Genomic DNA, 21,422 nt, shown 5'->3' on the forward strand with positions numbered 1-21,422 from the left:
CCTGCATGATCAGGTATTCGTCCTCGAGCGAGAAGCCGATACGAGTCGCACGTGGTAGCCGTAGCGTATAAGGAAAGTGCGTCGCGCAGGCATCAGTTCACGCCGCTTTTCCAGCGCGCGGCCACGGCGATAGGCTCTCTCCACCGCCGATGCCACGGTATGCGCCAAAGCCATTTCGACCTCTACCGCGCTCCGGGTTCTCGCCAGTTCGCAAGCCTTTGACCTTGGCCTTGGCGCGCTCGGCAAGGGGATCGAGGCCGGCGATCAGCATAGCGCGAATATCTGCCGCGCGTTCGCGGGCCTCTGCCTGCGTCACGTCAAGGGCATTGCCCAAACCAAGTTCGATTCTTTGACCAGCAGCGTGCCGATAAAGATCCAAGACCCGCCAGATGTGCGAATCCGCAGATAGAGGCCACCTCCATCGGACAGACATTGGGCTTGGTGAGTGTGGCCACCTGCCTGGCCGAAAGTTTGTTACGCGCGCAAAGGCATGATGCACACAAACTGGCGGCTTAAATTGGCAATTCAAGCCATAATTTCGGCGCTGGCTTAAAGCGATTTCCTATGAACTTCAGTGAATACAAAACCCACACAAAAAGCCGGGCAATCCGGGCTTTCTGAGCGTTCACCTTGGTTCGTGAAAGTGTGCTGAAATGCAGCACCTGGCGGAGAGGGTGGGATTCGAACTTGCATCCAACAATCAGTAAATGCTGCGCATAAGCGCCCGGTTTTGGGCAGCATACCATAAATCATACCATAGCGTGGTTATCCCCCTTTCCCATGGCCGACCACGAATGGCCCCTGCCCCGGCTCTTCCGCACGTCCAGCATAATTGCGCATCATTGAAGTCGCAGCCTTGCATCATGGATGAGCGGATAAGGTCGGTAATTTTTCGGGCCTATGCCTGCATTCTATGGGGTTGCCGGGTATGCCGCGCAAACACCTAACATTTATAACATACCTGCAATTTCAAATACTTACGGCATCATGTTATTATAATATAGATATAATCAGATAATATCGAATAGAGGTAATGTTGGAGGCTAGGAAAATCCTTAAAAATCAATGAGGTTATGTCGGGCGGGCAAAAATATTACGTCAGGATTAGGCCTCGCTTATCACATCAAAAATGGCGGATTTCTGCGGATTTTCGGGAGGAAACCGAGGCATGTGATAAAGATTATGCCTTTGCGCGATATGGGGGTGTCCAGCGCCTGCATCGCCAACCACCCAAATTGCATAATTCGAGATGAAGAAGCCGAAAGCGTGGCGTGGGGGCGAGCGCGGCGCGCTGGGGGTGATGGCGGTGGTCCGGGGGGCGTGGTAGGGGCCGGAGGTGCCCTTCCTGATCGCCCTCGCCCTGACAGCCGCTGCCACCTGCATCGCCCACGTCTCAGACGGCGACACCATCCGCCTGCGCAGTGGCGAGCGGGTGCGACTGCTAGGCATCGATGCCCCCGAACTGTCGGGGTCAGAACGATGCAGCGCGCGCTCCCGCGCCCGGCTGAAGCACAGCCGGAACCCCAGTTGGTGCGATCCTGCGAAAGCTGAAAAGGCAAAGGCCGCGCTTGAGGCGTTCCTCATGCGCGGCCCGGTTCGCCTAGAACGGCGGGGGCAAGACGTTTACGGTCGCACGCTTGCCCACGTTACAGTCAACGGTCGTGACGCAGGCGACTGGCTGATCAGCCGTGGCCTTGCCCGTCCTTGGCGCTAGTTGGAAATAATCACTTCCCCGGCGATCTTGGACTTGTCCATGCCACCCACGGTGTAGCGCACCTTTTCGCCTTCAATCTGGAAGCCGTCGAAGATCCGGCGCACTTCGGGATGGTCATTCAGCGATAGAATGAACCGGCCCCGGATGCCGCGCAGCTGCTTGGCCATCGCTTCGAATTCCTCGCGCTTGAACATGTCCCGGCCATAGTCCGTTTCGGACCCAAAATAGGGCGGATCGAGGTAGAACAGCGTGCCGGGCCGGTCATAGCGGGTGATGAAATCCGCCCACGGCAGGCGCTCGATGATGACCCCCGATAACCGTTCATGCACCGCCTCGATCATCGGCCCTGCCTTGGCAATGTCGAACCGCGCGCCCGCGCCCAGCACCACGCCAAACCCGCGCCCATTTACCTTGCCGCCGAACGCCAGCCTTTGCAGGTAAAGAAACCGCGCCGACCGTTGCAGATCGGTCAGCGACGATGGCTCCAGCGCCATCAGCTTTTCGAACCCGGCCCGGCTGGTGATCTGAAAGCGCAGCATGTCGAGGAACGGCACGTAATGGTGCTGGATCACACGGAAGAACGTGGCCACGTCTTCGGACCAGTCGTTGATAACCTCGCCCTTGGGCCGCTGGTCGCGGCGCAGGAAAACCCCGCCCATGCCAATGAACACTTCGGCATAGGTGTCATGCGGCACGGCGTTAATCCGCTGGATGAGGCGCTTCGCCAGATTGCGCTTACCCCCGATATAGGGGGCCAGCGGCTTCACCGGATCGACCGGTAAAAACTCCGTGTCAGGATTCGACAGCATCGCATTTGTTCCTTAAATGTTCCCGCGCCGATTCGGCAGGCGGGATGGACCCAAGGCGGGACCGATTGGGGACGTGACGAGATGCAATCGTCGGATTGGGCGCTGCCAACGCCCGTCCCCCGCCGCGCGAATCAGCGCGCGCCGGGCGGAATTTTCTGAAAGCCGTTGCCAACCTGACGGATCACGGTGCCGTCGCCGCAGACGTAATCGCCAAAAGAAAGCAGCGGCACACCGGCCCAGTCGTTCACCCGCAACATACGCCGGGCCATCGGCACGATTTCGAGTTCGTAGTAGCTATCGCGGGCATCGCGGACGCTGCCAAAGCCACCGTTGTTCTGCGGAATGACCCCAACCAGTTGCGGCGGTGTGCGGTGCGCGCCCAGCATGTCGTCCCGGCTGATGTTCTTTACGTTCGCAAATTCATCCTTCGCGGTCACATCAGCAATCGGCATGATCTGGATGCCGTCCTTTTTGCCGTTGGGAATGTGGACCAGCATGTTCTTGAAATTGCCAAGGCCCTTCGACTGGCGCATCTTCTGGTCGATGGCGTCGAGCGTCTCCTGATCGGCCAGCGGCTCGCTGATATAAAGCAGGAACCCCGCATGCGCCCCGTTCAGGTAATAGCGGCGGCGAAACAGCGTGGCATTTTCCGAAAGCAGCCCGCTTTGCAGGGCCGATAGCCATTCGGGCAGGCCATAGATTTCCTGCGCCACGTCCGGTTGTTGCAGATGGAACACGCTGCCTTCGGCGTATTCATGGCTCTGGCTGACCGGCCCGTTCACGAACCAATAAATGCCCGGCTTCACCCCGGCGCGGGTGTGGATCGCGGGCGAATGCTGCGCCAGCGCCAGTCGCCCGGCAAGGTTCGGCACCCACTGCAGATAGGCATTGCCCATCTGCACGAAATCCAGCGCCCACCGCTCGAAATTGTCGCCGTCCAGCCACCGGCTGGGCTGCTGTTGCGACACCAGCATGTTGACCTTCAGCGCCACCGCGCTGCGGTGATAGGGCGACATATTGAACACCTGGGCAAGTCGCCCCATCGGCAGCGGCGGTTCATACCACTGCCCGTTGTGCCAGATCTCGAAATATTGGGTCAGTTCGCGCCGATCCAGCACGCTTTCCGGGTCGCCAAAGGTAAACATGCGCCCTTGGCCGCCACCCGATTTTGCGGGCATGCGCGACATCTTGCCTTTCGTTACGGTGGCAACCGCGGTCGATTTCCGGGGGGATTTTCGGGCAGTCATGCGCGGCTCCTCAATCGTAGAATTTCACGGTGCCGCCAGTGCCTTGGCTGGCGGTGCCTGCATCCAGTGGTTCGTTGGAAAGGGCATTCAGCAGCGCCCACGCGATGTCGGCATGACCGATTTCGCCATTGCGCCGCGCGACATAGGTTACGCCCTTCTGGCTGGCGGTAAGCTGAGGCCTGATCGCCATCAGCGCTTGCATCAGGTCGGTCCAACCCGCGTCAAACTCGATGCGGCCTGCACGGAACACATGCTGCGCCTTGATGACCAGCGCGGTCTTGCTCGCCACCGAATATTCGATCTTGCGCACCATCGGGAACCAGTTGCGGACGAGTTCCAGCACGGCCTGACCGTGCCCGGTCGTGTCGATCGATATGTCGGTGACGTGATAGCGCGCGGCGACCTGCTTGATGAAATCGGCCTGCCCCGCAAAATCCTTACCGTTCAGCCGGTATTTTTCCAGCACGCGGAACTTGCCGCCGGATTTATCCGGCGGGGCCAGCACGATCAGCGCGGCATCGTCGCGGCCCTGCTTGTTGGGGTCATACCCCAGCCACACCGGCTTATCGCCAAACGGCCTGCCGCCCGGAATGTCGATCTTCGCGGGAAAGAAATCGCGCCATTTAAGGAAGCTGTCGACGCGGGCCGGCGCAACGCGGGCATAGGGGAAGCTGCTTTCCGCATCGTCCACGTCCTCGCATTCGTAAAGATTGCGGAACGCATCTTCCGAGCATTCAAGGCGCAGCTCGCCCACATCGACCAGCTTCGACAGGCCCATGGCACAGGCCTGATGGATCGTCAGGCTTTGCTGCCACGCCCCATCGGGCATGATCGCGCCGCGTGCCAAGTTCTTCAGGCTGATGTCGAACGGCTTCTGGTCGCCCTTGGCCCGGCCCCGGTTCCATTCCTCGCCCGACCAGAAGGCATAGCTTTCGTGGGTCTTGGTCGATGGCGTCGAGAAATAGGTTTTCTTGTAGATCTTGTGGGTGGCCATGCCGCTGGCGACCTTCGCCAGTTCGGCAAAGCCGTGAACCCACGCATATTCGTCAAAATAGAAGTCGCCGCTTTCGCCCTGCGCCGTGGCCGAATTGGTCGACAGGAAATAGAAGCCGACCGATTCCAGCGCCGTCCCGGTGGGGTTGCCTTCCGCGTCGTCAGGATACTGGCCCACAAAGTCCAGTTCGATGATCTTGCCTTTAAGCTCGACCCCGGTGACCTTGCGGACCCACTTGTAGATTTCGCGCCTGAATTTCAGCGCCTGCCGCTCTGATGCGGAAATGAATATCTGGTTGCGCGGCTGCTCGCCCGCCAGCACCGCCTCGGCCACTTTGGCAAAGGCTTCGCGCGCGAAATAGACCGTGGCCCCGACCTGACGGCTCTTGCGGATCTTGCGAACGCGCTGGTCGCGCTGTTCCCACCACAGATCCTGATATTCAAACCGCCACGCTTCGAAATCGTCCAGCAGTTGCTGCCACTGATCCAGGTTAAGGAAATTCTTGCGCTTTTCCACCCGCTTGGCCTTGGCCTCGTCATCGTTGCGCCGGCCGATTTTGGGGTTCAGGTCACCTTCCTTGCCGGTGCGCTCATATTTCTGGATGCGGGCGGCCCGCTCCAACTGGCGCATCAGAAAATCGATGCGCTTCATGTCGCCTTCGGTGAACGGCTCCTTGTCCAGCAGGGTGGAAATTTTGGCCTCGATGCGGTCCACCACCACAACGATGGGCGCGTCGTTGTCCCACCCGTCGCGGCGCTTCCACGCGGCCAGCGTGGCATAGGGCACGCCCATTTCCGCCGCGATCTGGGTCTGCGTCCAGCCCCGGTGATACAGCGAACGTGCCTCGCGCCGCGCCGCTCGGTTCACCTGACGGCTGATCGCCCCATCGTGCAGATCTGCGTCGTCGTGGGCATCGTCGCGGGTGACGGCATTCGGGGCGGCGGCTTTTGGCATGGGCTGATGCCATCCACCCCACGCCCGCCCCGTTGTCGCCTGCGCAGCGCGGTAAACCGCCGCACTACCGCGCAGGCGCGTTGTCTTTGCCCCGCTGCCGGTGCCTCAAAGGGCACAACCTGCTGACCCCGCACCAACGCCCCACGGGAGCCATTTCGATGAAGACCAAGCCCTTCCTGCTCGCCACCGCCGGTTCCACCGTCGATGGCCGTGTGATCGATGAAAAGATGCTGAAGGAAATGGCCGACAGCTATGAACCCAAGACTTACGGGGCGCGGCTGAATATCGAACACGTTCGGGGCGTCACCGGCGATGGACCGTTCCGCGCCTATGGCGACGTGGTCGAACTGTCGATTGGCGAAGTCGATGTGAACTTCAACGGAAAGACCGAAAAGCGCACCGCGCTCTATGGCGCGTTCGAGGTCACGGACGATGCCAAGAAGCTGAACGGGGCGGGCCAGAAGGTCTATCCGTCCATCGAAATCGAACCCAACTTTGGCGGGCAGGGCTTCGCCTACCTGATGGGTTGCGCCCTGACCGACAGCCCCGCCTCCATCGCCACTGAACGCCTGCAATTCAACCGCACCCGTCCCGGCTCGATTACGGTTTCGAGCGACGAGGCCGCCGCGCTGGAATTTGCCGAAGCGGGCGGCCCCGATGATGGCAACTCCTTCCTGTCGAAGTTGAACGGCATGCTCGACGGCTTCGCCGCCAAGTTCACGCCCAAACAGGAAGAAAAGCCCGCCGCGAAGCCTGATGATCCCGCCGCGCCTGCCGCGTTCGATTTCACCCAGCTTCGCCCCCTGATCGAAGACCTGGGCAACTCGTTTAACACCGCCATTAACGGCCTGCGCACCGAATTTCGCGCCGATGCCGATGCGCTCGCGGTCAAGCTGAAGAAGCTGGAAGACGAAGCGGAAGGCACCCCGGCTCCGACCTTCCGCCAGCGTCCCCAGTCAACCGGCAAGAACGGCAATTACGCCAAGACCGACTGCTGATCGCTCGCCCCTGATCCCGCCAGCCCCGCCCGCTGCAACAAGGAAACATTCTCATGCGCAATGAAACCCGCGCTCTCTTCCATGCTTACTGCTCGCAGATCGCGCTGCTGAATGGCGTGGCTCTCGCCACCGAACAGTTCAACGTCGATCCCGAAATTGAACAGAAGCTTGAAACTAAGATGAAGGAATCGTCCGAATTCCTTTCGCAAATCAACGTCGTCCCGGTGACCCAGCAGGAAGGGCAGGTGCTGGGCCTGACCACCACCCGCACCATCGCGGGCCGCACAGACACCAGTGGTGGTGCGCGCCGCAACCCGACCGATCCCAGCGGCAATTCGGAAAAGCGCCGCTATCTGGCCAAGCAGACCGATTTCGACTGGGCGCGCCGCTACGCACTAATGGATGCTTGGCGTCACCGCCCCGATTTCGAAACGCTGCTGCGTGACGAAATCCTGAAGCAGCAGTCGCGCGACCGCATCATGATCGGGTGGTATGGCGAAGAAGCTGCCGATCAGACCGACCGTGTGGCAAACCCGTTGCTTCAGGACGTCAACATCGGGTGGCTGAAGAAGCTGCGCGACAATGCGCCGGGCCAGATCTTCAACGATGGCAGCCTGACGGTGAAAACCAACGGCACCAACAATGCCGCGCTCAAGGCTATCTACGTCAAGCCCGGTGTTGAACTGTTCGACGGTAACGCCGCGCACGATGCTACTGGCGGGTCAGCCCATGCCGTGGCCGATTTCAGTTCGCTGGATGCGCTCGTCCTCGATGCGAAGCGCCTGATCCCCGAATGGTGGCGCGGTGACACCGAACTGGTGGTGATTGTCGGCCACGATCTGGTGGACGAAAAGTATTTCACCATCGCGCAGACCACTGGCGCCGACGCTACCGAGGTTGAGGCAACCGACCGCATTTTGCGTTCCAACAAGACGCTGGGCGGCTTGCCTGCGGTGCGCGTGCCGTTCTTCCCGGCGGGTGCGCTGATGATTACCCGCCTCGATAACCTGTCGATCTATTGGCAGGAAGAAACCCGCCGTCGCCAGTTGAAGGACGAACCGGAATACAACCGGATCGCCAATTACGAGAGCGTCAACGAAGCCTACGTCATCGAAGAATACGAGATGTGCGTGCTTGTCGAAAACATCGTGATCGGCGGCGCACCGGCGCGACCGGCCCCGTAATTTCATACACCCCGGAGAGGGCGACGAAGGCGGTGGCTGGCATCCGGGCTGGCACCGCAATAGCCCAGACAGAGGCCAGCAAGGGGAGCGCATTTGCTCCGCATCCGAACTGGTCGGCCACGCACCGGATAGCGTGGCCATCCCCCCAAATTTGAGGCCCCGCCATGTTTAGCCCAGCCCTTCGCCACCGCCAGCGCGTGCTTGCCCAGCAGTCGGCCCAGTCGGCAGACACGGCGGCCACGCCCGAACCCTTGCCGCCCACCACAGCCGCCGGGCAGGAATATGCCGCCCTGCGCGTCCTGCTGCATGACAACCTGCGCACCCTGTCCGACATCGCCAGCCATGAAGCCCGCATTCCGGTGAAGATCGAAATGGCCCGCGCCTTCGCGCCGTGGATCGATGGCGTTCTGGCGGCAGAAGGACAGGCCGCGCAGGATGAAATCGTTGTGACCAATCTGGTCTGGGCCATCGATTATCGCGATTTCGAATATGCCCTGCGCCTTGCGACCCATGCCATCCGCAACGGCCTTGCCATGCCCGAACGCTTCACCCGCACCCCGGCCTGCTATCTGGTCGAAGAAGTGTCCACCATCGCCAACGCCGAATTTGAGGCCGTGAACCTTGATACGCTGGTCGCCGTCCAGCAGCTGGCCGAAGGCCACGACATGCCCGATCCCGTGCGCGCCAAACTGCACAAGGCCATCGGTCGCCGTTTTGAAGAACGCGCCGAAAAGTTTGACCCGGCGGCGGACAATGCGCCCGCAGGCGGCAAGGCGGCTTTCGTGGCCGAAGCGCAGGAGCATCTGCAACGCGCCTTCCAGCTTGATCGCAATGTCGGGGTGAAAAAGGACATCGAACGCCTTGAACGCAAGCTCAAGGCACTGACCGCCGAAGCCACCCCGCCACAGGAATAACAGATCGCCCACGGCGCTGGGGGGCGGTTGGGCAAGGGCCAATGCACCGCATCAGGCCCAAAGCCCAACCCCACCCCCCTAAAACGGAAAGGCCCACATCATGGCAGGATTGTCGGCAACCACACTCGGCCCGCTAGATCCTGATGACGCATCGGTCGCCGCCGATGGCTGGTTCCCGGCCATCCCGCTGGCGCTGGTTCGGGAAACGGCGCGGCTTGGCGATGGTGATCTGTCCACGCAGCGCCTGACCGCCTCCATCGAAGCGGCCATGCTAACCGCCTTCCGCCAGCTTGCTGACTGGCGCACCGCTCATACGACAACCGGCGCGGACAGCCTTGCCTCTGTCACCGCGCAAACACTGAACGGGCGCAATGTCGCCGTGGCGCTGTGGGAACGGCTGATTGTCTCGCTTACCGCCGCCGATCTGTTCGCCGGAAACCGCGATATCAGCGCCACAGACCGGGGCCTTGATCGCGCAGGCGACAAGGAAGACGGCGCGGACGAATACTATCGCCGCGCATGGGCCGCAGTGGCCGATTTGCGCAGCTATGGCCCCGGCGGCACCACCGCCCCATCGCCCCGCAACCGTGTGGAACTGATCTGATGACCACCACGGCCACCGCGCGCGAAGGTGAAACGGTCGATGCCGTGTGCTGGCGGGTGCTGGGCCGCACAGGCGCGGTCACCGAACAGGTGCTGGAACTGAACCCCGGTCTTGCCGCTCTGGGGCCGCGCCTGCCCGCCGGAACCGAATTGATCCTGCCCGATCTGGCGCAGGCCAAACCGGCGGTGCGTGAAACCGTCCAGCTTTGGAATTGAACGGCATGGCCGACGAAGACCTTACCACCCGCAAGATCGACAGCCTGCGCACCGCGCTGTTCAGTGCCATCCCCGAATTGCGCAACGACAAGGCGCGGGTGCCGGTGTGGATTGATCGCGGCACCGGCCAAGGCACGCAAACCACATCGAACAGCTTCGGCCTCGCCTTCCGCCTGAACGTGCTGGCCATGGGGGTTAAGACCGACCTGTCGTTCATCACCAATGCCGTGCTGAAATGGCTGCACACCCATCAGCCGGATTTGCTGCAACCCGGCAAAGACAGCTTCACATTCGATGCCGACTTGCTGGATAACGGCACGGCGGACGTGCTGATCCAATTGGACCTGACCCAGAATTACGTTGTTTCGCTGGACAATCAGGGCCGCGAACACGTTGCCCCGCAGGAACAGGACGATCCCGTCCTTGCCGATCAGCACGGCTTTGCAGGCGTCAATCCGGTGCCGAACATTGCCGCCATCCTGCTCGATGGCGCGCCCTTCCTGCCGCCAGACGCCTGAAAGCCACGCCCATGGCCGACGATGACCTGACCCGCTTCAACGACTGGATGGGCCGCGTGCTGCATGGGCTTGAACCGGCCCAGCGCAAACAGGCCGCACTCAAACTGGGCCAGCGCCTGCGCCGGTCGAACCTTCAGCGCATCGCCAAAAACGTCCAGCCCGATGGCACCGCGATGGAGCCGAAGAAAGCGCGCCTAGATCGTCGCGGACGCCTGCGCGAAAAGGCAGGCGGCAAGATGTTTCAGGGCCTGCGCCAGTTGAAGCACTGGCGCATCGATGCCGACGAAAAGGGCGTGGGCATCACGGCGGCATCGCCCGTGGTCGATCACGCCGCATCGGTCAGCCAGTTCGGTGAAGTCCAGACCATTGGCCGCCGCCAGCGCGACCGAACGCCGATCCGCTTTCGCTACCCGGTACGAACCCTGCTGGGCTTTGGCCCGGAAGACGAAGACCTGCCGGTGCAGATCATGGGGGAAATGCTCGACCCCGGCGATTAACGCAGGGCCTTATCGCGCTTTCGCCCACCGCTCCGCCGTGCGATCCACCATCAGATCACCGGCCCAAGTCCTGCACAGGGCAAACGCTTCTTCCGGAGTGCCGTCGGTCCATGTCGCCCACGTTTCGCGCGTTAGCAGCACCGGCATCCGGTCATGCACATCGGCCATCTGTTCGCAGCCGTCGACCATGACCATGGCATAGGCATTGCCCCATTCGGCGGTCGGTCGCCAAAGGCCGCCCACGGCGAAGGGTTCGCCGCCCGGCATGGCATACCAGGTGCGGGTCATCTGGCCCTTGGCACCTTCAGCTTCTGCCCATTCGCTCACCGGAATAAGGCACCGCCGCTTGGCAAAACTGTCGCGCCAGAACGGGGTGTGCAGCTTGTCTTCCCGCGCGTTGTTCACAGGCTTGGGCTTCAGCTTCTGGCCCTGCTTGCCGGTCATGTGCAGCGGCAGGCCCCACGTCATTTGCCGCACATCGCCCTCAGCCACCACTAGCCCCGGATAGCCGGGATAGATCTCGCCCGGCGCGTTCAGGCCATCGGTCACCCGCGCGCCGAACAGCTGGCCGATTTCCTGCGTTGCGGCTCTCATGCGATAAAGGTTGCACATGCCGCGATGGTCATGCGCGGCATGTGCAGAGTCAACATTCGGAATCCATCTTGCCCGAATGTTCTTCCTATGTTCCAATTATGCCATGACACGAATCGACCGAACCCGCATCGCTGATGCCCTGCTGAATGCCCCCGGTTGGGCGCGCGTAGGGCTGTCTGACCCCAAGCCGTGGCTACGCGAAGACGCGGCGCTGGAACTGGCAAGCGCCATCCTGCGCCACGCCGAAACCCCGAAAGACAGCGAGCCACGGCAAACCCACCTGATCTGACATGAAATGGTCGGCGGATGGCCTCATGGTCCCGACCTGCATCTTTGAAGCAGCCACCATGCGCAATTCGGTCATCCCGGTTTGCGGCTGTGGTCATTATTCCAGCTTCAATCCGTTCGGACTGTGGTGGCATTTTCAGCGACGAGGTTGGGATGACCGCCTAGGCGCGGCGCGGCGTCGTTTCTGGTGCCGGGTTTGCCTTTCCCGCTTTCGGCGAAAGGTTCATCCGATCAAGCTGGATCTGGGCAAGATTACCACGGCTGACTTTGCCTTGCCGTGGCCTGATGAACGAGAGTGGAAAAGGGCCGTTTCGCGGGTGCGTTGATCGGTAAACCGCCGCACTACCGCGCAGACACCTAGCGCGCGCGCGACCCCCGCGCTTGTGTCTGGCCATGGTCGGATCAATCGCAACCTCTCCCGCACTGGACCTTGCCGGTCTGCCCGCCCCGACGATCATCGATCAGCCGGATTTCGAGGCGCGTCTGGCGGGCAAGCTGGCGCAACTGATCGGCCAGTACCCCGCCTTTTCCGCGCTGGTGGAAAGCGACCCGGCGATGAAGCTACTTCAGGCCGACAGCTATGACGAAATGGTCCTGACACAGGCCTTTGTCGATGCGGCCAAAGGCCTGCTGCTGGCCTATGCCACCGGCGATCAGCTGGATCATCTTGCCGCCCTGTTCGGTGTGGCCCGTCTGGTACTGGTCGAGGCCGATCCCGAAACCGGCACGGCCGCCGTGATGGAAGGCGACACCGCATTCAAACAGCGGGTCCAGCTTGCCCCGCACAGCTTCAGCGTGGCCGGGCCGGAACTGGCCTATGTCTTTCACGCGCGCTCGGCCCATGCCGATGTGGCCGATGCCACCGCCACGTCGCCAAGGCCGGATGATATTCGCGCGCTGGTCCTGCAAACGCTGTCCTCGCACAGCGCATCGCCCGAACTGGTTGCCGCCATGACCGCCGCGCTCGATGCCGCCGCGTGGCCGGGGCAAGTCGATGTCACCGTGCTTGCATCCACCGGCAATGGTGTCCCTGCAAATGCTGTCCTTGATGCAGTGCGCGCGCGCCTTGCCGGTCCTGTCCGCCCGCTGACCGACGAAGTGATCGTCCAGCCCGTCACGCTGGTTCCCTACACCATCGAAGCCCAGCTTTATGTTTTCGCCGGGCCTGATGCGGAATTGATCCGCCAGACCGCGCAGGACAGCCTTGATGCCCATCTTGCCGTATCGCGCCGCCTTGGCCGCGACGTGTCGCGCACGGCCCACATCGCCGCGCTCCACGTCGCCAATGTGCAGCGGGTGGTCTTGCCCCAGCCCGCCGCCGATATTGCTATCACGGCGGCGCAGCTCGCCCACCCCGTTTCGATCAGCGTCACCATCGCGGGCACCGTGCTGTGACGGAATCGATCCTGCCCCCCAACGCCCTGCCGTCCGAACGCGCACTGGAACTGGCGATGCGGGCCGGAACCGATCTGGCGGCAGTGGGAACGCTGTTGAACCCGGCCACCTGCCCCGAAGACGTGCTGCCCTTCCTCGCCCGCGATCTGGCAATCAGCCACTGGAACAGCGACTGGACGGTGGAACAGAAGCGCGCTGCCACTGCCGATGCCATCCCGTTTCACCAGCGCAAAGCGTCGCGCCCGGCAGTTGAGGAAGTTCTTGCCCGCTTCCACCCCCAATTGGCCATTGTGGAAGGCTGGCAGGCCAATCCGCGCCGCATCGCCCACACGTTCGAAGTACGGGCACCCGCCGGGCCTGACGGCATCGATGCCAGCTTTCTGACCGATGAAACCGCCGTGGCGATCATACGAGACGTTGCGGCGGCCAAGCCGTTGCGCAGCCACTTCGATTTTGTGCACTCGCTCGAAACGCAGGTCGGCTTGCACATGGCTGGCGGTGTGATCGCCGGAACGATGGCGCGCAACGATTACGCAGCCGTCCACGACACAAGCCGCGATTGGTCCATCGTTTGGCAGACCGAAGACGGCGAACCCATCCAGACCGAAGATGGCACTGATTTCGTGGAGCATGACTGATGGGAGCGCTGTATCTCTCGCTCACGAACGCGGGACTTGCCGCTGTGCAGGGCGCGTCGGGCAGCGATCCCGTGGTCATCACCGAACTGGGCCTGACTGCAACGCCGTTCACGGTCGCGCCCACGCTCACCGCGCTGCCGGGAGAGTTCAAGCGGATCGGGGCCATCGCCGGGACCGAAGCTGCGCCCAACATCACCCACATGACCGCCTATGACACCAGCGCGGACGTGTGGAACGCCACAGGCCTTGGCCTTTGGCTGGAAGATGGCACCCTGTTCGCGGTCTAAAGTTCCGGCTCCACCGTCATCAACAAGGCAGGCCCTGCGTTTGCGCTGATTGCCTTCGATATTGCATTCACTTCGGACCTTGCCGGTTCGATTGCCTTTGGCGATCCGATCTTTTCGGTTCCGCCTGCGACCACCGAAACGCGCGGCATCGTGGAACTGGCAACCACGGCAGAAGCCCAGACCGGCACAGATGCCCTGCGCGCATTGACTGCCGCTGCGGCAAAGGCCTCGGTCATTCCCTGGCTGGGGTACACCCCGCTGGATCAGGCCGCCTATAACGCCTCCAGTGTCTTGGCTCGCCTTTTGACGGTCGACGGGGCGGGCAGCGGGCTTGATGCCGACCTGCTGGACGGCCAGGACCGGTCGCAGATCGCGCCCAGCGGCATGATCGTGCTGTGGTCCGGTTCGCTGGCGTCGGTTCCAGTGGGCTGGACGCTGTGCGACGGTAACAATGGCACACCGGATCTGCGCAACCGCTTCGTGGTGGGTGCTGGGGGCGATTATGCCGTCGGTACAACCGGCGGGGCGCAGACACACGCCCACGCGATCACAGTGAACAATGCTGCCACCGGCCTGACCATCGGCATCACCACGGCCACGGTCAACGGCGATGGCGATCCGCCCAATGCACTGACCAGCGCAACGCCTAACGACCCCACCCACACCCACACCGCCAGTGCAGCCGACGCGGACCACCGCCCGCCGTTCTTCGCGCTGGCCTACATCATGAAGCTGTGAGCGCCCCATCATGCAGACCACCATCGGCAAGCTAGACCGCGCCACCGGCACCGTTCCGGTTACCTTCGAACAGAACGGCAAAAGGCACCTGCGCGCCGTCAACGCCGTGATCGATGCGGACGGGCGGCACGACCGCGCCGCCACGCGCACCCGTGTCGAAGAGGTGGCGCAAGGCGTGGCGCACAAGTTCGCGCTGGGCCTGCTGGGCAATAGCTCCGTGAAAGGACAGGGCTGATGGCCAAGACATCCGACTTCGACCTTGCGGGGCCTCTGACCGGCGAGGAAACCGCGCCGATCCTTCAGGATGGCAAGCTGGTTCAGACGCCGCTCAACGCCTTTCTGGGGTCGGTGATCCAGCCCCTTGTCGATGAAACCACTGCGCAGGCTGCAGCTGCGGCCTTTGCTGCGCAAGCCAACCGCTTTCAGGTGGACAACCGCAACACCTATCTGTCGATCAGTCCTGGGGCCGCGTGGAATGGAACTGCCGGCAGTGGTTTTGCCGGGGCACCGCCGGTAGATCCGGTTCGCGTTACGGCAAAGCCTGCCGGACGGCTGATCGCGCCGCCGTTCCAGTGGTTCACAGATTCCCTGCCAGTCGGGGTCTATGCCGCCGCGAACAATGCTGGCGATCTCGACAATCTGGGACTGAAGCACGTCATCGTTCATTACGAAGGCAGCACGGTCACCATCGATCAGCCCAGCTACCATTCCTTCCGTGACGTGAACGGCAGGACGGTAACCTATCAAGGCTGGTGGGCCACGCTGCTCAACGATGCACGCTATGGCAATGCGCAGGTCTATTTTGAATTGGTGCCGCGCGATGCCACCATGCAGAGCCGGGTCATCGGGCCTTATCAGTTCAGCCCGAAGGCGGCGAAGTATTCGCATCAGATCGAGATTGCTGCAACGCCCGCAGAAGTGGCTGGCGCGCGCTACAAGACGCTGAACAACGCACTCAACTACCTCAAAGCCCAGAACGCCACCAACCCGCTCATCACAATCACGGAAAGCGGTGATTACGACACGACCGGGCCGACCAATGGCTGGTCCAATGGCAGCCATATCAATGGCTATGTGCATCTGACCGCATCGGTTCCGGCCACGCTGACCAAGCCCGCGCCTGCGTCCAATACCGAACCCGGCGCGCATCGCCCCGGCGTTCCGATGCACCTGTTCGGCAAAAACCTTACGCTGGACTTCAAATACGCCAGCGAATTGTGGCACTCCGACAGCACTGGCCGAAATCACTGGCTGGACGGCATTAACCTGACCAACAGCGCCGGGCGCTATGACCTCTATCGCAAAGGCACCCGCAATGGCCTTGGCTGGCTGATGCGTGGTCAGGGCGCACCAACCGATGGCGCGTGGGTGACAGAATGCACGTTCTCGAACCTGTGGAATGCGGCGTTGAACACCGCCTTGGTCCGGGGCTGCACGTTTAACACCTGCTGGTCTGATCTTGCCGATCATTCCCTGTGCTTCATCAACAACCGGATCGATGATTTCGACAGCACTGTCTATGCCATCCACACGGCGGCGATGACTGTCACCTTTCCGGCGGGCGGCACGCTCGAACGGACCAGCAACACCTTTACGGCGCGCGTCGCAGGCACGGCTGTTGGCACCTTTACGGTTCTTTCGACGCTGGCGGGCTGGGTGGCCGGCACAAACTATGACGTGTCCGACGTGGTGGCATGGATCAACGGGCTTGGCGCGGGCTGGTCAGCCACATTGCTGGATGACACGCGCGCCGCGTGGACGCTGGTTCCCTATCAGGGGACATACATTCCCGGCACTTGGCCCGCACAAGCTGGCAGTGGCGGCACTCTCACCTTGGGCACCACGTTCGATATCCATGCCGACTGGTGGCAAAAGCAGGACGGTGCCGTCCTGCAGAACATCATCTGCGCGAACAATGTGACGACGAACTACGTCGGCGCCATTTTCCTGATCGGTGATCTGGAAGATGCGGTGTTCATTAACAACGCCTGGCACTGCAAGGACGTGTGGGGGTTTGGTGTGCGCAGCGCTGCGCGGTCGCAGATGGGCGATTACATGCGCCACTTCGTCTTTGCGCACAACACGGCGGTCAACCAGTTGTTCTGGCTGCGCAATGACAATCCGGCCATCCCGTTCGATGCTGACAGCTACTGCCTGTGGGCCAGCAATACGTTCGAAGATTTCCGGTGGCAGGGCACCCAGCTTGCCGGAAAGCCGATCTACGACAACCATATCCATGATGGATACGCCCTGCCTGCTAACATGACCGGCACCACACAGGGCGGCACGGCGGCAACGCTTTTTCCGGGCGCGGCGACAGGGGATTTCTCGCCGAAAACCGCACTGGTCACCAACATCAAAGCACCGCGCATCAAACATGACATGGCCGGTGTGCGCCGTGGTTCGGCCTCTGCCGTTGGCGCGGCAGCATGACAGGAGAACGCCCGTGAATCTTTCCGAAATCCTGCCATTCCTGACCGCCAGCGTCCAGACGCTTGAAAGCCATATGGCCATGGCATTGGCTTTGCGCGGCATCACATTGCAGCACACCCAAGACCTGACAGCCACCACGGTGGCGACTGTTGCCGATGTCTTGCAACGCCTGATCGATGGGCAGGTAAGCGCGACATCCGGAGAGGATGCGACATTGCGCGCCCTGCATGACAATCTGGCGGCCATCGTGGCGACGTTCGAAACCGCTGTCGCCGAAGGCGCGCCAAGATGATCCCTCGCGATCTTTGGCAGCACCTGCCCGAAGGCCTCAAGCATGCGCTCGATGCGCTTTCAATCTTCACCTTGCTGGGGAGCCTTATCAGCATGTTGCCTGCGGTCGCTTCCCTTCTGACCATCATCTGGACCGCCATTCGTATCTACGAAACGGCCACTGTGCAGCGCCTGATCCGGCGCAAAGGAGCGCAAAATGACCGCACTTGACCCGCGCAAAACCATCTTCGACGCCGTGCGCGCCGTCGCCCGCCCCGGCCTGTTCGCCGATGCAGGCAACATTCTGGCGCTTGATAACCTGCTCGATGCTTTCAACGTGCCCCACATCGCGCAGGCCAAGCGGCGCATCAATGATGCCGGGCTGGCGATCATCAAACAGTATGAAGGGCTTCGGCTGAAAGCATATCTGTGCCCCGCTGGCATCTGGACCATTGGTTGGGGCCACACCGGGCCTGATGTGAAGGCGGGCAAGTCGATCACGCTGGACCGCGCCGAACAGCTTCTGCGCGCCGATCTGTCCCGGTTCGAAGCGGCGGTGCAGCGCTTGGCCCCGGTCGCCACCGACAATCAGTTTTCCGCCATGGTCAGCTTCGCATTCAACGTCGGCGAGGATGAGGACGAAGACGATGTTGCCGAAGGGCTGGGCGACAGCACGTTGCTGCGCAAACACAACGCGGGCGATTTTGCCGGGGCGGCGGCGCAGTTCGCCAAGTGGAACAAGGCCAAGGTCAATGGCAAGACCACAGTCCTGAAAGGCCTGACCGACCGCCGCGCCCGCGAAGCCGCGCTTTATGCAAAGCCAGACTGATGCCGGGGCGCTTCCTTCCCGCTTGGCCCCCGCGTGACTGGCGGGCCTTCGCTGCGCTGGTCTTTTCCGTCGCCGGGGCTGTCGTGCTGACCGGGTTTGTCTGGTGGGGCGTGGCGCAGCTGCTGCCCGCCGAAGGCTGGACCGAACGCAGCGAGGTAAACCGCGCCACCACCATCCGTTGGACGCTGTGGATTGCGGTCGGCTCCATCGGTCTGGTCCTGCTGGGCCTTGGGTTCGCGGTCACTCCGCGCAAGCTGCAGGGCAAGGCAGGTGACAAGTCGTTCAACTTCGAAGGCGGTGAAGCCGAACGGGGGGAAACGCCCGCCGGAGATCCACCCGGCCCTTCGCGCAAATGATCCCGACTTTCCCGCAAGGAACGCCCCAATGTTGAACTGGCTTGCCCTACGCACCGCCTTTGGCCTGCCACGCTGGGCCTTGATCGCCGCTGCCCTGTTGTGCGCCGTGCTGGCCATCCTCCTCATGCTCGACCGGATCGGCACCACCGCTGCCACCAGCAGCAAGGCCCAGCGCGATGCAGGCGCGGCCAGCCAGCGGGCGCAGGATCTGCAGACCACTCTTGAACGCACAGGAGACGCCAATGCCGCCCGCGCTGAAATCTACGATCCCGGTTCTCGCGCTCGTTATGACCAGTGCCTGCGGTCAGCCCGCACCCCCGCAAACTGTCAGCGATTTTTGCCTGATTGACCGGCGTATCAGCATTGATCCCGCACCCGCCGCCGGGGTGGACGATCCCGGCAACCGTTTCGATTCCGATCAGACCGTAAACGCGGCGCTGGAACACAACGCGGTCCACGACCGGCTCTGCCAAAACAGGTGATGGGCAAAAACAGGTGACCCGCCCCATGGCGCAGGAAGAAGACATCCCGCTTGATCCTTCCACCCTGATCCGGCTTGGCAGGGTCAGCGAAGTCACGTTTAATCCGCCCCGCTGCCGGGTGCGCTTTTCAGATCCTGATGATGACGATGATGATGCTGGCGACGGCGGCGAAAGCCCGCCCATTCGCTGGCTGGCGGCGCGCGCCGGGAAGACCAAAGACTGGTCACCCCCCAGCCTTGGCGAAGAGGCGGTCCTGCTGTGCCCCGATGGCCAGATTGGCAACGGCGTGGCGCTGGTGGGCCTGTTCAACGACGAAAACCCGCCGCCCGGAAATTCACCGACCGAAGTCACCGAATACGAAGACGGCGCGCGCGTCACCTATGATCCCGTCGCCCACGGCCTGTCCGCCATCCTGCCCGCTGGCGGCACCGCACTGGTCGACGCGCCTGGAGGCTTGACCATTCGCGGCCCGGTGACGATTGAAGGCGATGTGACCGTTTCTGGCACGGTCGAAGCTGGAGGCGATGTCACTGCCGAAGGCATCAGCCTAACCGGTCATCGGCACTCAGGCGTGCAAATTGGGACCGATCAAACCGGACCAGCAAAATAGGCATCTGGGGCAAATTCGATGTCGCGCGCAACAGCCAGCGCCGAGAATTTGGCGCTGGCTGGATTCATAGAAGGCGCCGTCCAAGAACCAACGATTAGGCAGGAAAATATTCGATATGGCGTCCGATCAACTCACGCTCTGCTTCATGATTCGTTTTCATGAGAGCTTGGTCAGACTGTCCCGAAGAAAGTAAGTTCTGCATTGCTTCCTCAATTGCAGAATTCAGTTCATCCAAAGCATCGTTGAAAGGTTTCGCTGCTGCATCACGCTTGGCGATGGCGTCAGCCAAGAGGCCTTTCGCGTTGATCACGCTAGCATCCGTCTCTGGCACACCCTTGGCAATCAAAGCGCTGACAACGCCGGTGAGTTTGCCAATCTCTTCCTCAAATTCGGAGATAGCTTGAGTTCGCTGAGCTTCAATTGAACGGCGGTGGCAGGCGAACATTTCCAATGCTAATGGCGCTACCTCAGCTTGTACCCGTGATCGGAACTCAGCATCCTTGCGCATCAGCGCTTCCTGCAGCGATTGAGCTAGCGCGGCAGTTTGCGACGCGGTTCTCCGACCAACGTCACGCTTGTATGAAACCCTCACTGCCGGAATTTCCACAATCAGCTCGATATCCTTCATACCAACTTGCGGCACGCCAAAGGTGATATCGTGCGGCTTCATGGTAACTTGAGGAACACCGGCAGTTATGCGCACTTCCCTGAATTCGACGGTCGGAACGTCAATCCAAGTGTCCTTCCATCGAACTGTGACCTGAGGCTGTTTCGTGCATACTTTGCCGTTGAATGGAATTTTGTGGCATACATTCTTCCATTCGATCACTGTCTCAGGCTTAGGAGGCCCTTTGACACGTTGCATAACAGTTACTGGAATCTTGAAGCTGACGGTTTGATCATCGATCGTGACGGTCGGAACGTCGAAACTGACCTTCTTTTGCTTCATCGTGACCGAAGGCACAGAAAAAATGAAGCGCTCCTTGTGCATATAAATTTCGACAAGGAACAAGTTGCCGATTTCTCGACCGATGACCGCACCTGCCGCTGCTCCACCGGCTCCGCCAAGAGCGGTACCGACAGCGGCCCCAGCAGTAGCGCCAATGCCTTGGGCCAAATCATTGTTATCATCGTGCGCTGCAATGTCCGAAAAATCCTGATCGGCATCCGCTTGAATTGCTTCGATCTCAGACTGTACCTGCGCCCTAAGCTGTTCGAAGCGCTCTTCAAACGCGCGCTGCTCGCCTTCACATGCCATGAGATGCCCCTTCCGAAGTAGCGACCATCAAGTTATCAATCAGCGGCAAAATTTATGTGCTTTGGGTCACGTAATTGACGTGAAAAGACGCGCTGCCACCTATCGCAGCTTCACTCAACAAAGCTAAACGCCAGGACCATTGACTTAGTAGCGCGGTAAACCGCCGCACTACCGCGCCGCCCACTGGCCCCGCGCGCGCAAAGCGCGTTTCTGTCCCTGCATGATCGGCATGGACCCACTGACAGGCAAAGCCATTTCCGGCCCCGCGCGCCGGGCGCTGTCCATTGCCCGCATCATCACCACACCGCTGGGCACCTGTGTCATGCGGCGCGAATTCGGCTCGATGGTTTATGAACTGATCGACCGCCCCCTGAACGTCGCCACCGCCATGTTGCTGCGCGCGGCCACGGCCATCGCCATCCGTCGCTGGGAAACCGCCTTCAGGATCACCCGCATTACCCTGTCGGGTGATTTCGCGGGCGGCGCGCCTGTCATCGGTATCGAAGGATACGACCTCGACGCGCCCGATCCCACCGCCCTTGTCACCCTGTCCATCCCCATCCGGCGCGCGGCCACCACCGCGCCCGCTTCCTGAA

General features: G+C 61.6%; 28 protein-coding genes. 22 read left to right on the forward strand and 6 right to left on the reverse strand.

All coding sequences use genetic code 11. The annotated features are described in order from the left end of the window. Window positions 1-97: 97 nt before the first annotated feature. Window positions 98-433: an integrase arm-type DNA-binding domain-containing protein gene (locus tag OVA07_RS13915; protein ID WP_268172067.1), complete on the reverse strand. Its 336-nt coding sequence runs from the start codon at window positions 431-433 to the stop codon at window positions 98-100. Between the two features lie 903 nt (window positions 434-1,336). Between OVA07_RS13915 and OVA07_RS13920 the strand changes: the two genes are divergently transcribed. Continuing rightward, the gene (locus tag OVA07_RS13920) at window positions 1,337-1,714 is read left to right on the forward strand and encodes a thermonuclease family protein (protein ID WP_268172068.1); all 378 of its coding nucleotides are present in this window, start codon (window positions 1,337-1,339) and stop codon (window positions 1,712-1,714) included. Here OVA07_RS13920 and OVA07_RS13925 read toward each other — a convergent pair. The 3 genes from OVA07_RS13925 to OVA07_RS13935 form a co-directional block, all read right to left on the reverse strand. Beyond that, window positions 1,711-2,523: a DNA adenine methylase gene (locus tag OVA07_RS13925; RefSeq protein ID WP_268172069.1), complete on the reverse strand. Its 813-nt coding sequence runs from the start codon at window positions 2,521-2,523 to the stop codon at window positions 1,711-1,713. The two genes, OVA07_RS13920 and OVA07_RS13925, sit on opposite strands and share 4 nt — an antisense overlap. A gap of 131 nt (window positions 2,524-2,654) precedes the next feature. Next, a complete protein-coding gene (locus tag OVA07_RS13930) occupies window positions 2,655-3,710 on the reverse strand; it encodes a phage portal protein (RefSeq protein ID WP_268172070.1) in 1,056 nt (351 codons plus the stop codon). Window positions 3,711-3,780: 70 nt separating this feature from the next. Next, window positions 3,781-5,718: a terminase large subunit domain-containing protein gene (locus tag OVA07_RS13935; RefSeq protein ID WP_268172071.1), complete on the reverse strand. Its 1,938-nt coding sequence runs from the start codon at window positions 5,716-5,718 to the stop codon at window positions 3,781-3,783. 158 nt (window positions 5,719-5,876) lie between these two features. Between OVA07_RS13935 and OVA07_RS13940 the strand changes: the two genes are divergently transcribed. From OVA07_RS13940 to OVA07_RS13970, 7 genes are all read left to right on the forward strand, one after another. Then, complete coding sequence (locus OVA07_RS13940) at window positions 5,877-6,716, forward strand: GPO family capsid scaffolding protein (protein ID WP_268172073.1); 840 nt, start codon at window positions 5,877-5,879, stop codon at window positions 6,714-6,716. A 53-nt stretch (window positions 6,717-6,769) separates the two neighbouring features. Further along, the gene (locus tag OVA07_RS13945) at window positions 6,770-7,900 is read left to right on the forward strand and encodes a phage major capsid protein, P2 family (protein ID WP_268172074.1); all 1,131 of its coding nucleotides are present in this window, start codon (window positions 6,770-6,772) and stop codon (window positions 7,898-7,900) included. Between the two features lie 164 nt (window positions 7,901-8,064). Then, window positions 8,065-8,814: a phage terminase small subunit gene (gene gpM / locus OVA07_RS13950; RefSeq protein ID WP_268172075.1), complete on the forward strand. Its 750-nt coding sequence runs from the start codon at window positions 8,065-8,067 to the stop codon at window positions 8,812-8,814. 100 nt (window positions 8,815-8,914) lie between these two features. After that, entirely contained in the window at window positions 8,915-9,418 is a 504-nt protein-coding gene (locus tag OVA07_RS13955) for a head completion/stabilization protein (RefSeq protein WP_268172076.1), read from the forward strand. Then, window positions 9,418-9,633, forward strand: a complete 216-nt coding sequence (locus tag OVA07_RS13960; protein WP_268172077.1) for a tail protein X — start codon at window positions 9,418-9,420, stop codon at window positions 9,631-9,633. The genes OVA07_RS13955 and OVA07_RS13960 overlap by 1 nt, the downstream gene beginning before the upstream one ends. Window positions 9,634-9,638: 5 nt before the next feature. Then, entirely contained in the window at window positions 9,639-10,151 is a 513-nt protein-coding gene (locus OVA07_RS13965) for a phage tail protein (protein ID WP_268172078.1), read from the forward strand. 11 nt (window positions 10,152-10,162) lie between these two features. Next, entirely contained in the window at window positions 10,163-10,648 is a 486-nt protein-coding gene (locus tag OVA07_RS13970; RefSeq protein ID WP_268172079.1) for a phage virion morphogenesis protein, read from the forward strand. A gap of 9 nt (window positions 10,649-10,657) precedes the next feature. Here OVA07_RS13970 and OVA07_RS13975 read toward each other — a convergent pair whose 3' ends face one another. After that, window positions 10,658-11,260: an SOS response-associated peptidase gene (locus OVA07_RS13975; protein ID WP_268172080.1), complete on the reverse strand. Its 603-nt coding sequence runs from the start codon at window positions 11,258-11,260 to the stop codon at window positions 10,658-10,660. A gap of 85 nt (window positions 11,261-11,345) precedes the next feature. Here OVA07_RS13975 and OVA07_RS13980 point away from each other — a divergent pair, with 85 nt between their 5' ends. The 13 genes from OVA07_RS13980 (at window position 11,346) to OVA07_RS14040 (ending at window position 19,568) form a co-directional block, all read left to right on the forward strand. Then, window positions 11,346-11,531, forward strand: a complete 186-nt coding sequence (locus tag OVA07_RS13980; protein ID WP_268172081.1) for a DUF6771 family protein — start codon at window positions 11,346-11,348, stop codon at window positions 11,529-11,531. 392 nt (window positions 11,532-11,923) lie between these two features. Then, on the forward strand, window positions 11,924-12,925 hold the full coding sequence (locus OVA07_RS13985) for a baseplate assembly protein (protein WP_268172082.1): 1,002 nt from the start codon (window positions 11,924-11,926) through the stop codon (window positions 12,923-12,925). Beyond that, window positions 12,922-13,563, forward strand: coding sequence for a phage tail protein I (locus tag OVA07_RS13990; protein ID WP_268172084.1), 642 nt, complete (start codon window positions 12,922-12,924; stop codon window positions 13,561-13,563). Before OVA07_RS13985 ends, OVA07_RS13990 begins: the two co-directional genes overlap by 4 nt. After that, window positions 13,563-13,850, forward strand: a complete 288-nt coding sequence (locus OVA07_RS13995) for a hypothetical protein (RefSeq protein WP_268172085.1) — start codon at window positions 13,563-13,565, stop codon at window positions 13,848-13,850. Before OVA07_RS13990 ends, OVA07_RS13995 begins: the two co-directional genes overlap by 1 nt. A 150-nt stretch (window positions 13,851-14,000) precedes the next feature. Beyond that, complete coding sequence (locus OVA07_RS14000) at window positions 14,001-14,588, forward strand: hypothetical protein (RefSeq protein WP_268172086.1); 588 nt, start codon at window positions 14,001-14,003, stop codon at window positions 14,586-14,588. Window positions 14,589-14,598: 10 nt separating this feature from the next. Continuing rightward, the gene (locus OVA07_RS14005) at window positions 14,599-14,823 is read left to right on the forward strand and encodes a hypothetical protein (RefSeq protein WP_268172087.1); all 225 of its coding nucleotides are present in this window, start codon (window positions 14,599-14,601) and stop codon (window positions 14,821-14,823) included. Beyond that, window positions 14,823-17,021 carry a hypothetical protein gene (locus OVA07_RS14010; RefSeq protein ID WP_268172088.1) on the forward strand — a complete coding sequence of 733 codons (2,199 nt, stop codon included), beginning with the start codon at window positions 14,823-14,825 and terminating at the stop codon, window positions 17,019-17,021. The genes OVA07_RS14005 and OVA07_RS14010 overlap by 1 nt, the downstream gene beginning before the upstream one ends. Before the next feature lie 13 nt (window positions 17,022-17,034). Beyond that, window positions 17,035-17,313: a hypothetical protein gene (locus tag OVA07_RS14015; RefSeq protein WP_268172090.1), complete on the forward strand. Its 279-nt coding sequence runs from the start codon at window positions 17,035-17,037 to the stop codon at window positions 17,311-17,313. Further along, the gene (locus OVA07_RS14020; protein WP_268172091.1) at window positions 17,310-17,522 is read left to right on the forward strand and encodes a hypothetical protein; all 213 of its coding nucleotides are present in this window, start codon (window positions 17,310-17,312) and stop codon (window positions 17,520-17,522) included. Before OVA07_RS14015 ends, OVA07_RS14020 begins: the two co-directional genes overlap by 4 nt. Continuing rightward, complete coding sequence (locus OVA07_RS14025) at window positions 17,509-18,120, forward strand: lysozyme (protein ID WP_268172092.1); 612 nt, start codon at window positions 17,509-17,511, stop codon at window positions 18,118-18,120. The genes OVA07_RS14020 and OVA07_RS14025 overlap by 14 nt, the downstream gene beginning before the upstream one ends. Continuing rightward, window positions 18,120-18,476 (forward strand): hypothetical protein, encoded by a 357-nt coding sequence (locus OVA07_RS14030; protein ID WP_268172093.1) that lies wholly within the window; start codon window positions 18,120-18,122, stop codon window positions 18,474-18,476. The genes OVA07_RS14025 and OVA07_RS14030 overlap by 1 nt, the downstream gene beginning before the upstream one ends. Window positions 18,477-18,504: 28 nt before the next feature. Then, window positions 18,505-18,825, forward strand: coding sequence for a hypothetical protein (locus OVA07_RS14035; RefSeq protein ID WP_268172094.1), 321 nt, complete (start codon window positions 18,505-18,507; stop codon window positions 18,823-18,825). 146 nt (window positions 18,826-18,971) lie between these two features. Continuing rightward, window positions 18,972-19,568, forward strand: coding sequence for a phage baseplate assembly protein V (locus tag OVA07_RS14040; protein WP_268172095.1), 597 nt, complete (start codon window positions 18,972-18,974; stop codon window positions 19,566-19,568). A gap of 94 nt (window positions 19,569-19,662) precedes the next feature. Here the strand turns inward: OVA07_RS14040 and OVA07_RS14045 are convergent, their stop codons facing one another. After that, window positions 19,663-20,826 carry a hypothetical protein gene (locus tag OVA07_RS14045; RefSeq protein ID WP_268172096.1) on the reverse strand — a complete coding sequence of 388 codons (1,164 nt, stop codon included), beginning with the start codon at window positions 20,824-20,826 and terminating at the stop codon, window positions 19,663-19,665. Between the two features lie 229 nt (window positions 20,827-21,055). Between OVA07_RS14045 and OVA07_RS14050 the strand changes: the two genes are divergently transcribed. Beyond that, a complete protein-coding gene (locus OVA07_RS14050; RefSeq protein WP_268172097.1) occupies window positions 21,056-21,421 on the forward strand; it encodes a GPW/gp25 family protein in 366 nt (121 codons plus the stop codon). Window position 21,422: the final 1 nt, after the last annotated feature.

This window comes from Novosphingobium sp. SL115 (assembly GCF_026672515.1).
Classification (GTDB): Bacteria; Pseudomonadota; Alphaproteobacteria; order Sphingomonadales; family Sphingomonadaceae; genus Novosphingobium.

Coding starts and splice junctions, on each gene's coding strand:
- OVA07_RS13915 (WP_268172067.1), bottom strand. CDS start 433: ATGTCTGTCCGATGGAGGTGGCCTCTATCTGCGGATTCGCACATCTGG.
- OVA07_RS13925 (WP_268172069.1), bottom strand. CDS start 2,523: ATGCTGTCGAATCCTGACACGGAGTTTTTACCGGTCGATCCGGTGAAG.
- OVA07_RS13930 (WP_268172070.1), bottom strand. CDS start 3,710: ATGTCGCGCATGCCCGCAAAATCGGGTGGCGGCCAAGGGCGCATGTTT.
- OVA07_RS13935 (WP_268172071.1), bottom strand. CDS start 5,718: ATGCCAAAAGCCGCCGCCCCGAATGCCGTCACCCGCGACGATGCCCAC.
- OVA07_RS13940 (WP_268172073.1), top strand. CDS start 5,877: ATGAAGACCAAGCCCTTCCTGCTCGCCACCGCCGGTTCCACCGTCGAT.
- OVA07_RS13945 (WP_268172074.1), top strand. CDS start 6,770: ATGCGCAATGAAACCCGCGCTCTCTTCCATGCTTACTGCTCGCAGATC.
- gpM (WP_268172075.1), top strand. CDS start 8,065: ATGTTTAGCCCAGCCCTTCGCCACCGCCAGCGCGTGCTTGCCCAGCAG.
- OVA07_RS13955 (WP_268172076.1), top strand. CDS start 8,915: ATGGCAGGATTGTCGGCAACCACACTCGGCCCGCTAGATCCTGATGAC.
- OVA07_RS13960 (WP_268172077.1), top strand. CDS start 9,418: ATGACCACCACGGCCACCGCGCGCGAAGGTGAAACGGTCGATGCCGTG.
- OVA07_RS13965 (WP_268172078.1), top strand. CDS start 9,639: ATGGCCGACGAAGACCTTACCACCCGCAAGATCGACAGCCTGCGCACC.
- OVA07_RS13970 (WP_268172079.1), top strand. CDS start 10,163: ATGGCCGACGATGACCTGACCCGCTTCAACGACTGGATGGGCCGCGTG.
- OVA07_RS13975 (WP_268172080.1), bottom strand. CDS start 11,260: ATGTGCAACCTTTATCGCATGAGAGCCGCAACGCAGGAAATCGGCCAG.
- OVA07_RS13980 (WP_268172081.1), top strand. CDS start 11,346: ATGACACGAATCGACCGAACCCGCATCGCTGATGCCCTGCTGAATGCC.
- OVA07_RS13985 (WP_268172082.1), top strand. CDS start 11,924: ATGGTCGGATCAATCGCAACCTCTCCCGCACTGGACCTTGCCGGTCTG.
- OVA07_RS13995 (WP_268172085.1), top strand. CDS start 13,563: ATGGGAGCGCTGTATCTCTCGCTCACGAACGCGGGACTTGCCGCTGTG.
- OVA07_RS14005 (WP_268172087.1), top strand. CDS start 14,599: ATGCAGACCACCATCGGCAAGCTAGACCGCGCCACCGGCACCGTTCCG.
- OVA07_RS14010 (WP_268172088.1), top strand. CDS start 14,823: ATGGCCAAGACATCCGACTTCGACCTTGCGGGGCCTCTGACCGGCGAG.
- OVA07_RS14020 (WP_268172091.1), top strand. CDS start 17,310: ATGATCCCTCGCGATCTTTGGCAGCACCTGCCCGAAGGCCTCAAGCAT.
- OVA07_RS14025 (WP_268172092.1), top strand. CDS start 17,509: ATGACCGCACTTGACCCGCGCAAAACCATCTTCGACGCCGTGCGCGCC.
- OVA07_RS14030 (WP_268172093.1), top strand. CDS start 18,120: ATGCCGGGGCGCTTCCTTCCCGCTTGGCCCCCGCGTGACTGGCGGGCC.
- OVA07_RS14035 (WP_268172094.1), top strand. CDS start 18,505: ATGTTGAACTGGCTTGCCCTACGCACCGCCTTTGGCCTGCCACGCTGG.
- OVA07_RS14045 (WP_268172096.1), bottom strand. CDS start 20,826: ATGGCATGTGAAGGCGAGCAGCGCGCGTTTGAAGAGCGCTTCGAACAG.
- OVA07_RS14050 (WP_268172097.1), top strand. CDS start 21,056: ATGGACCCACTGACAGGCAAAGCCATTTCCGGCCCCGCGCGCCGGGCG.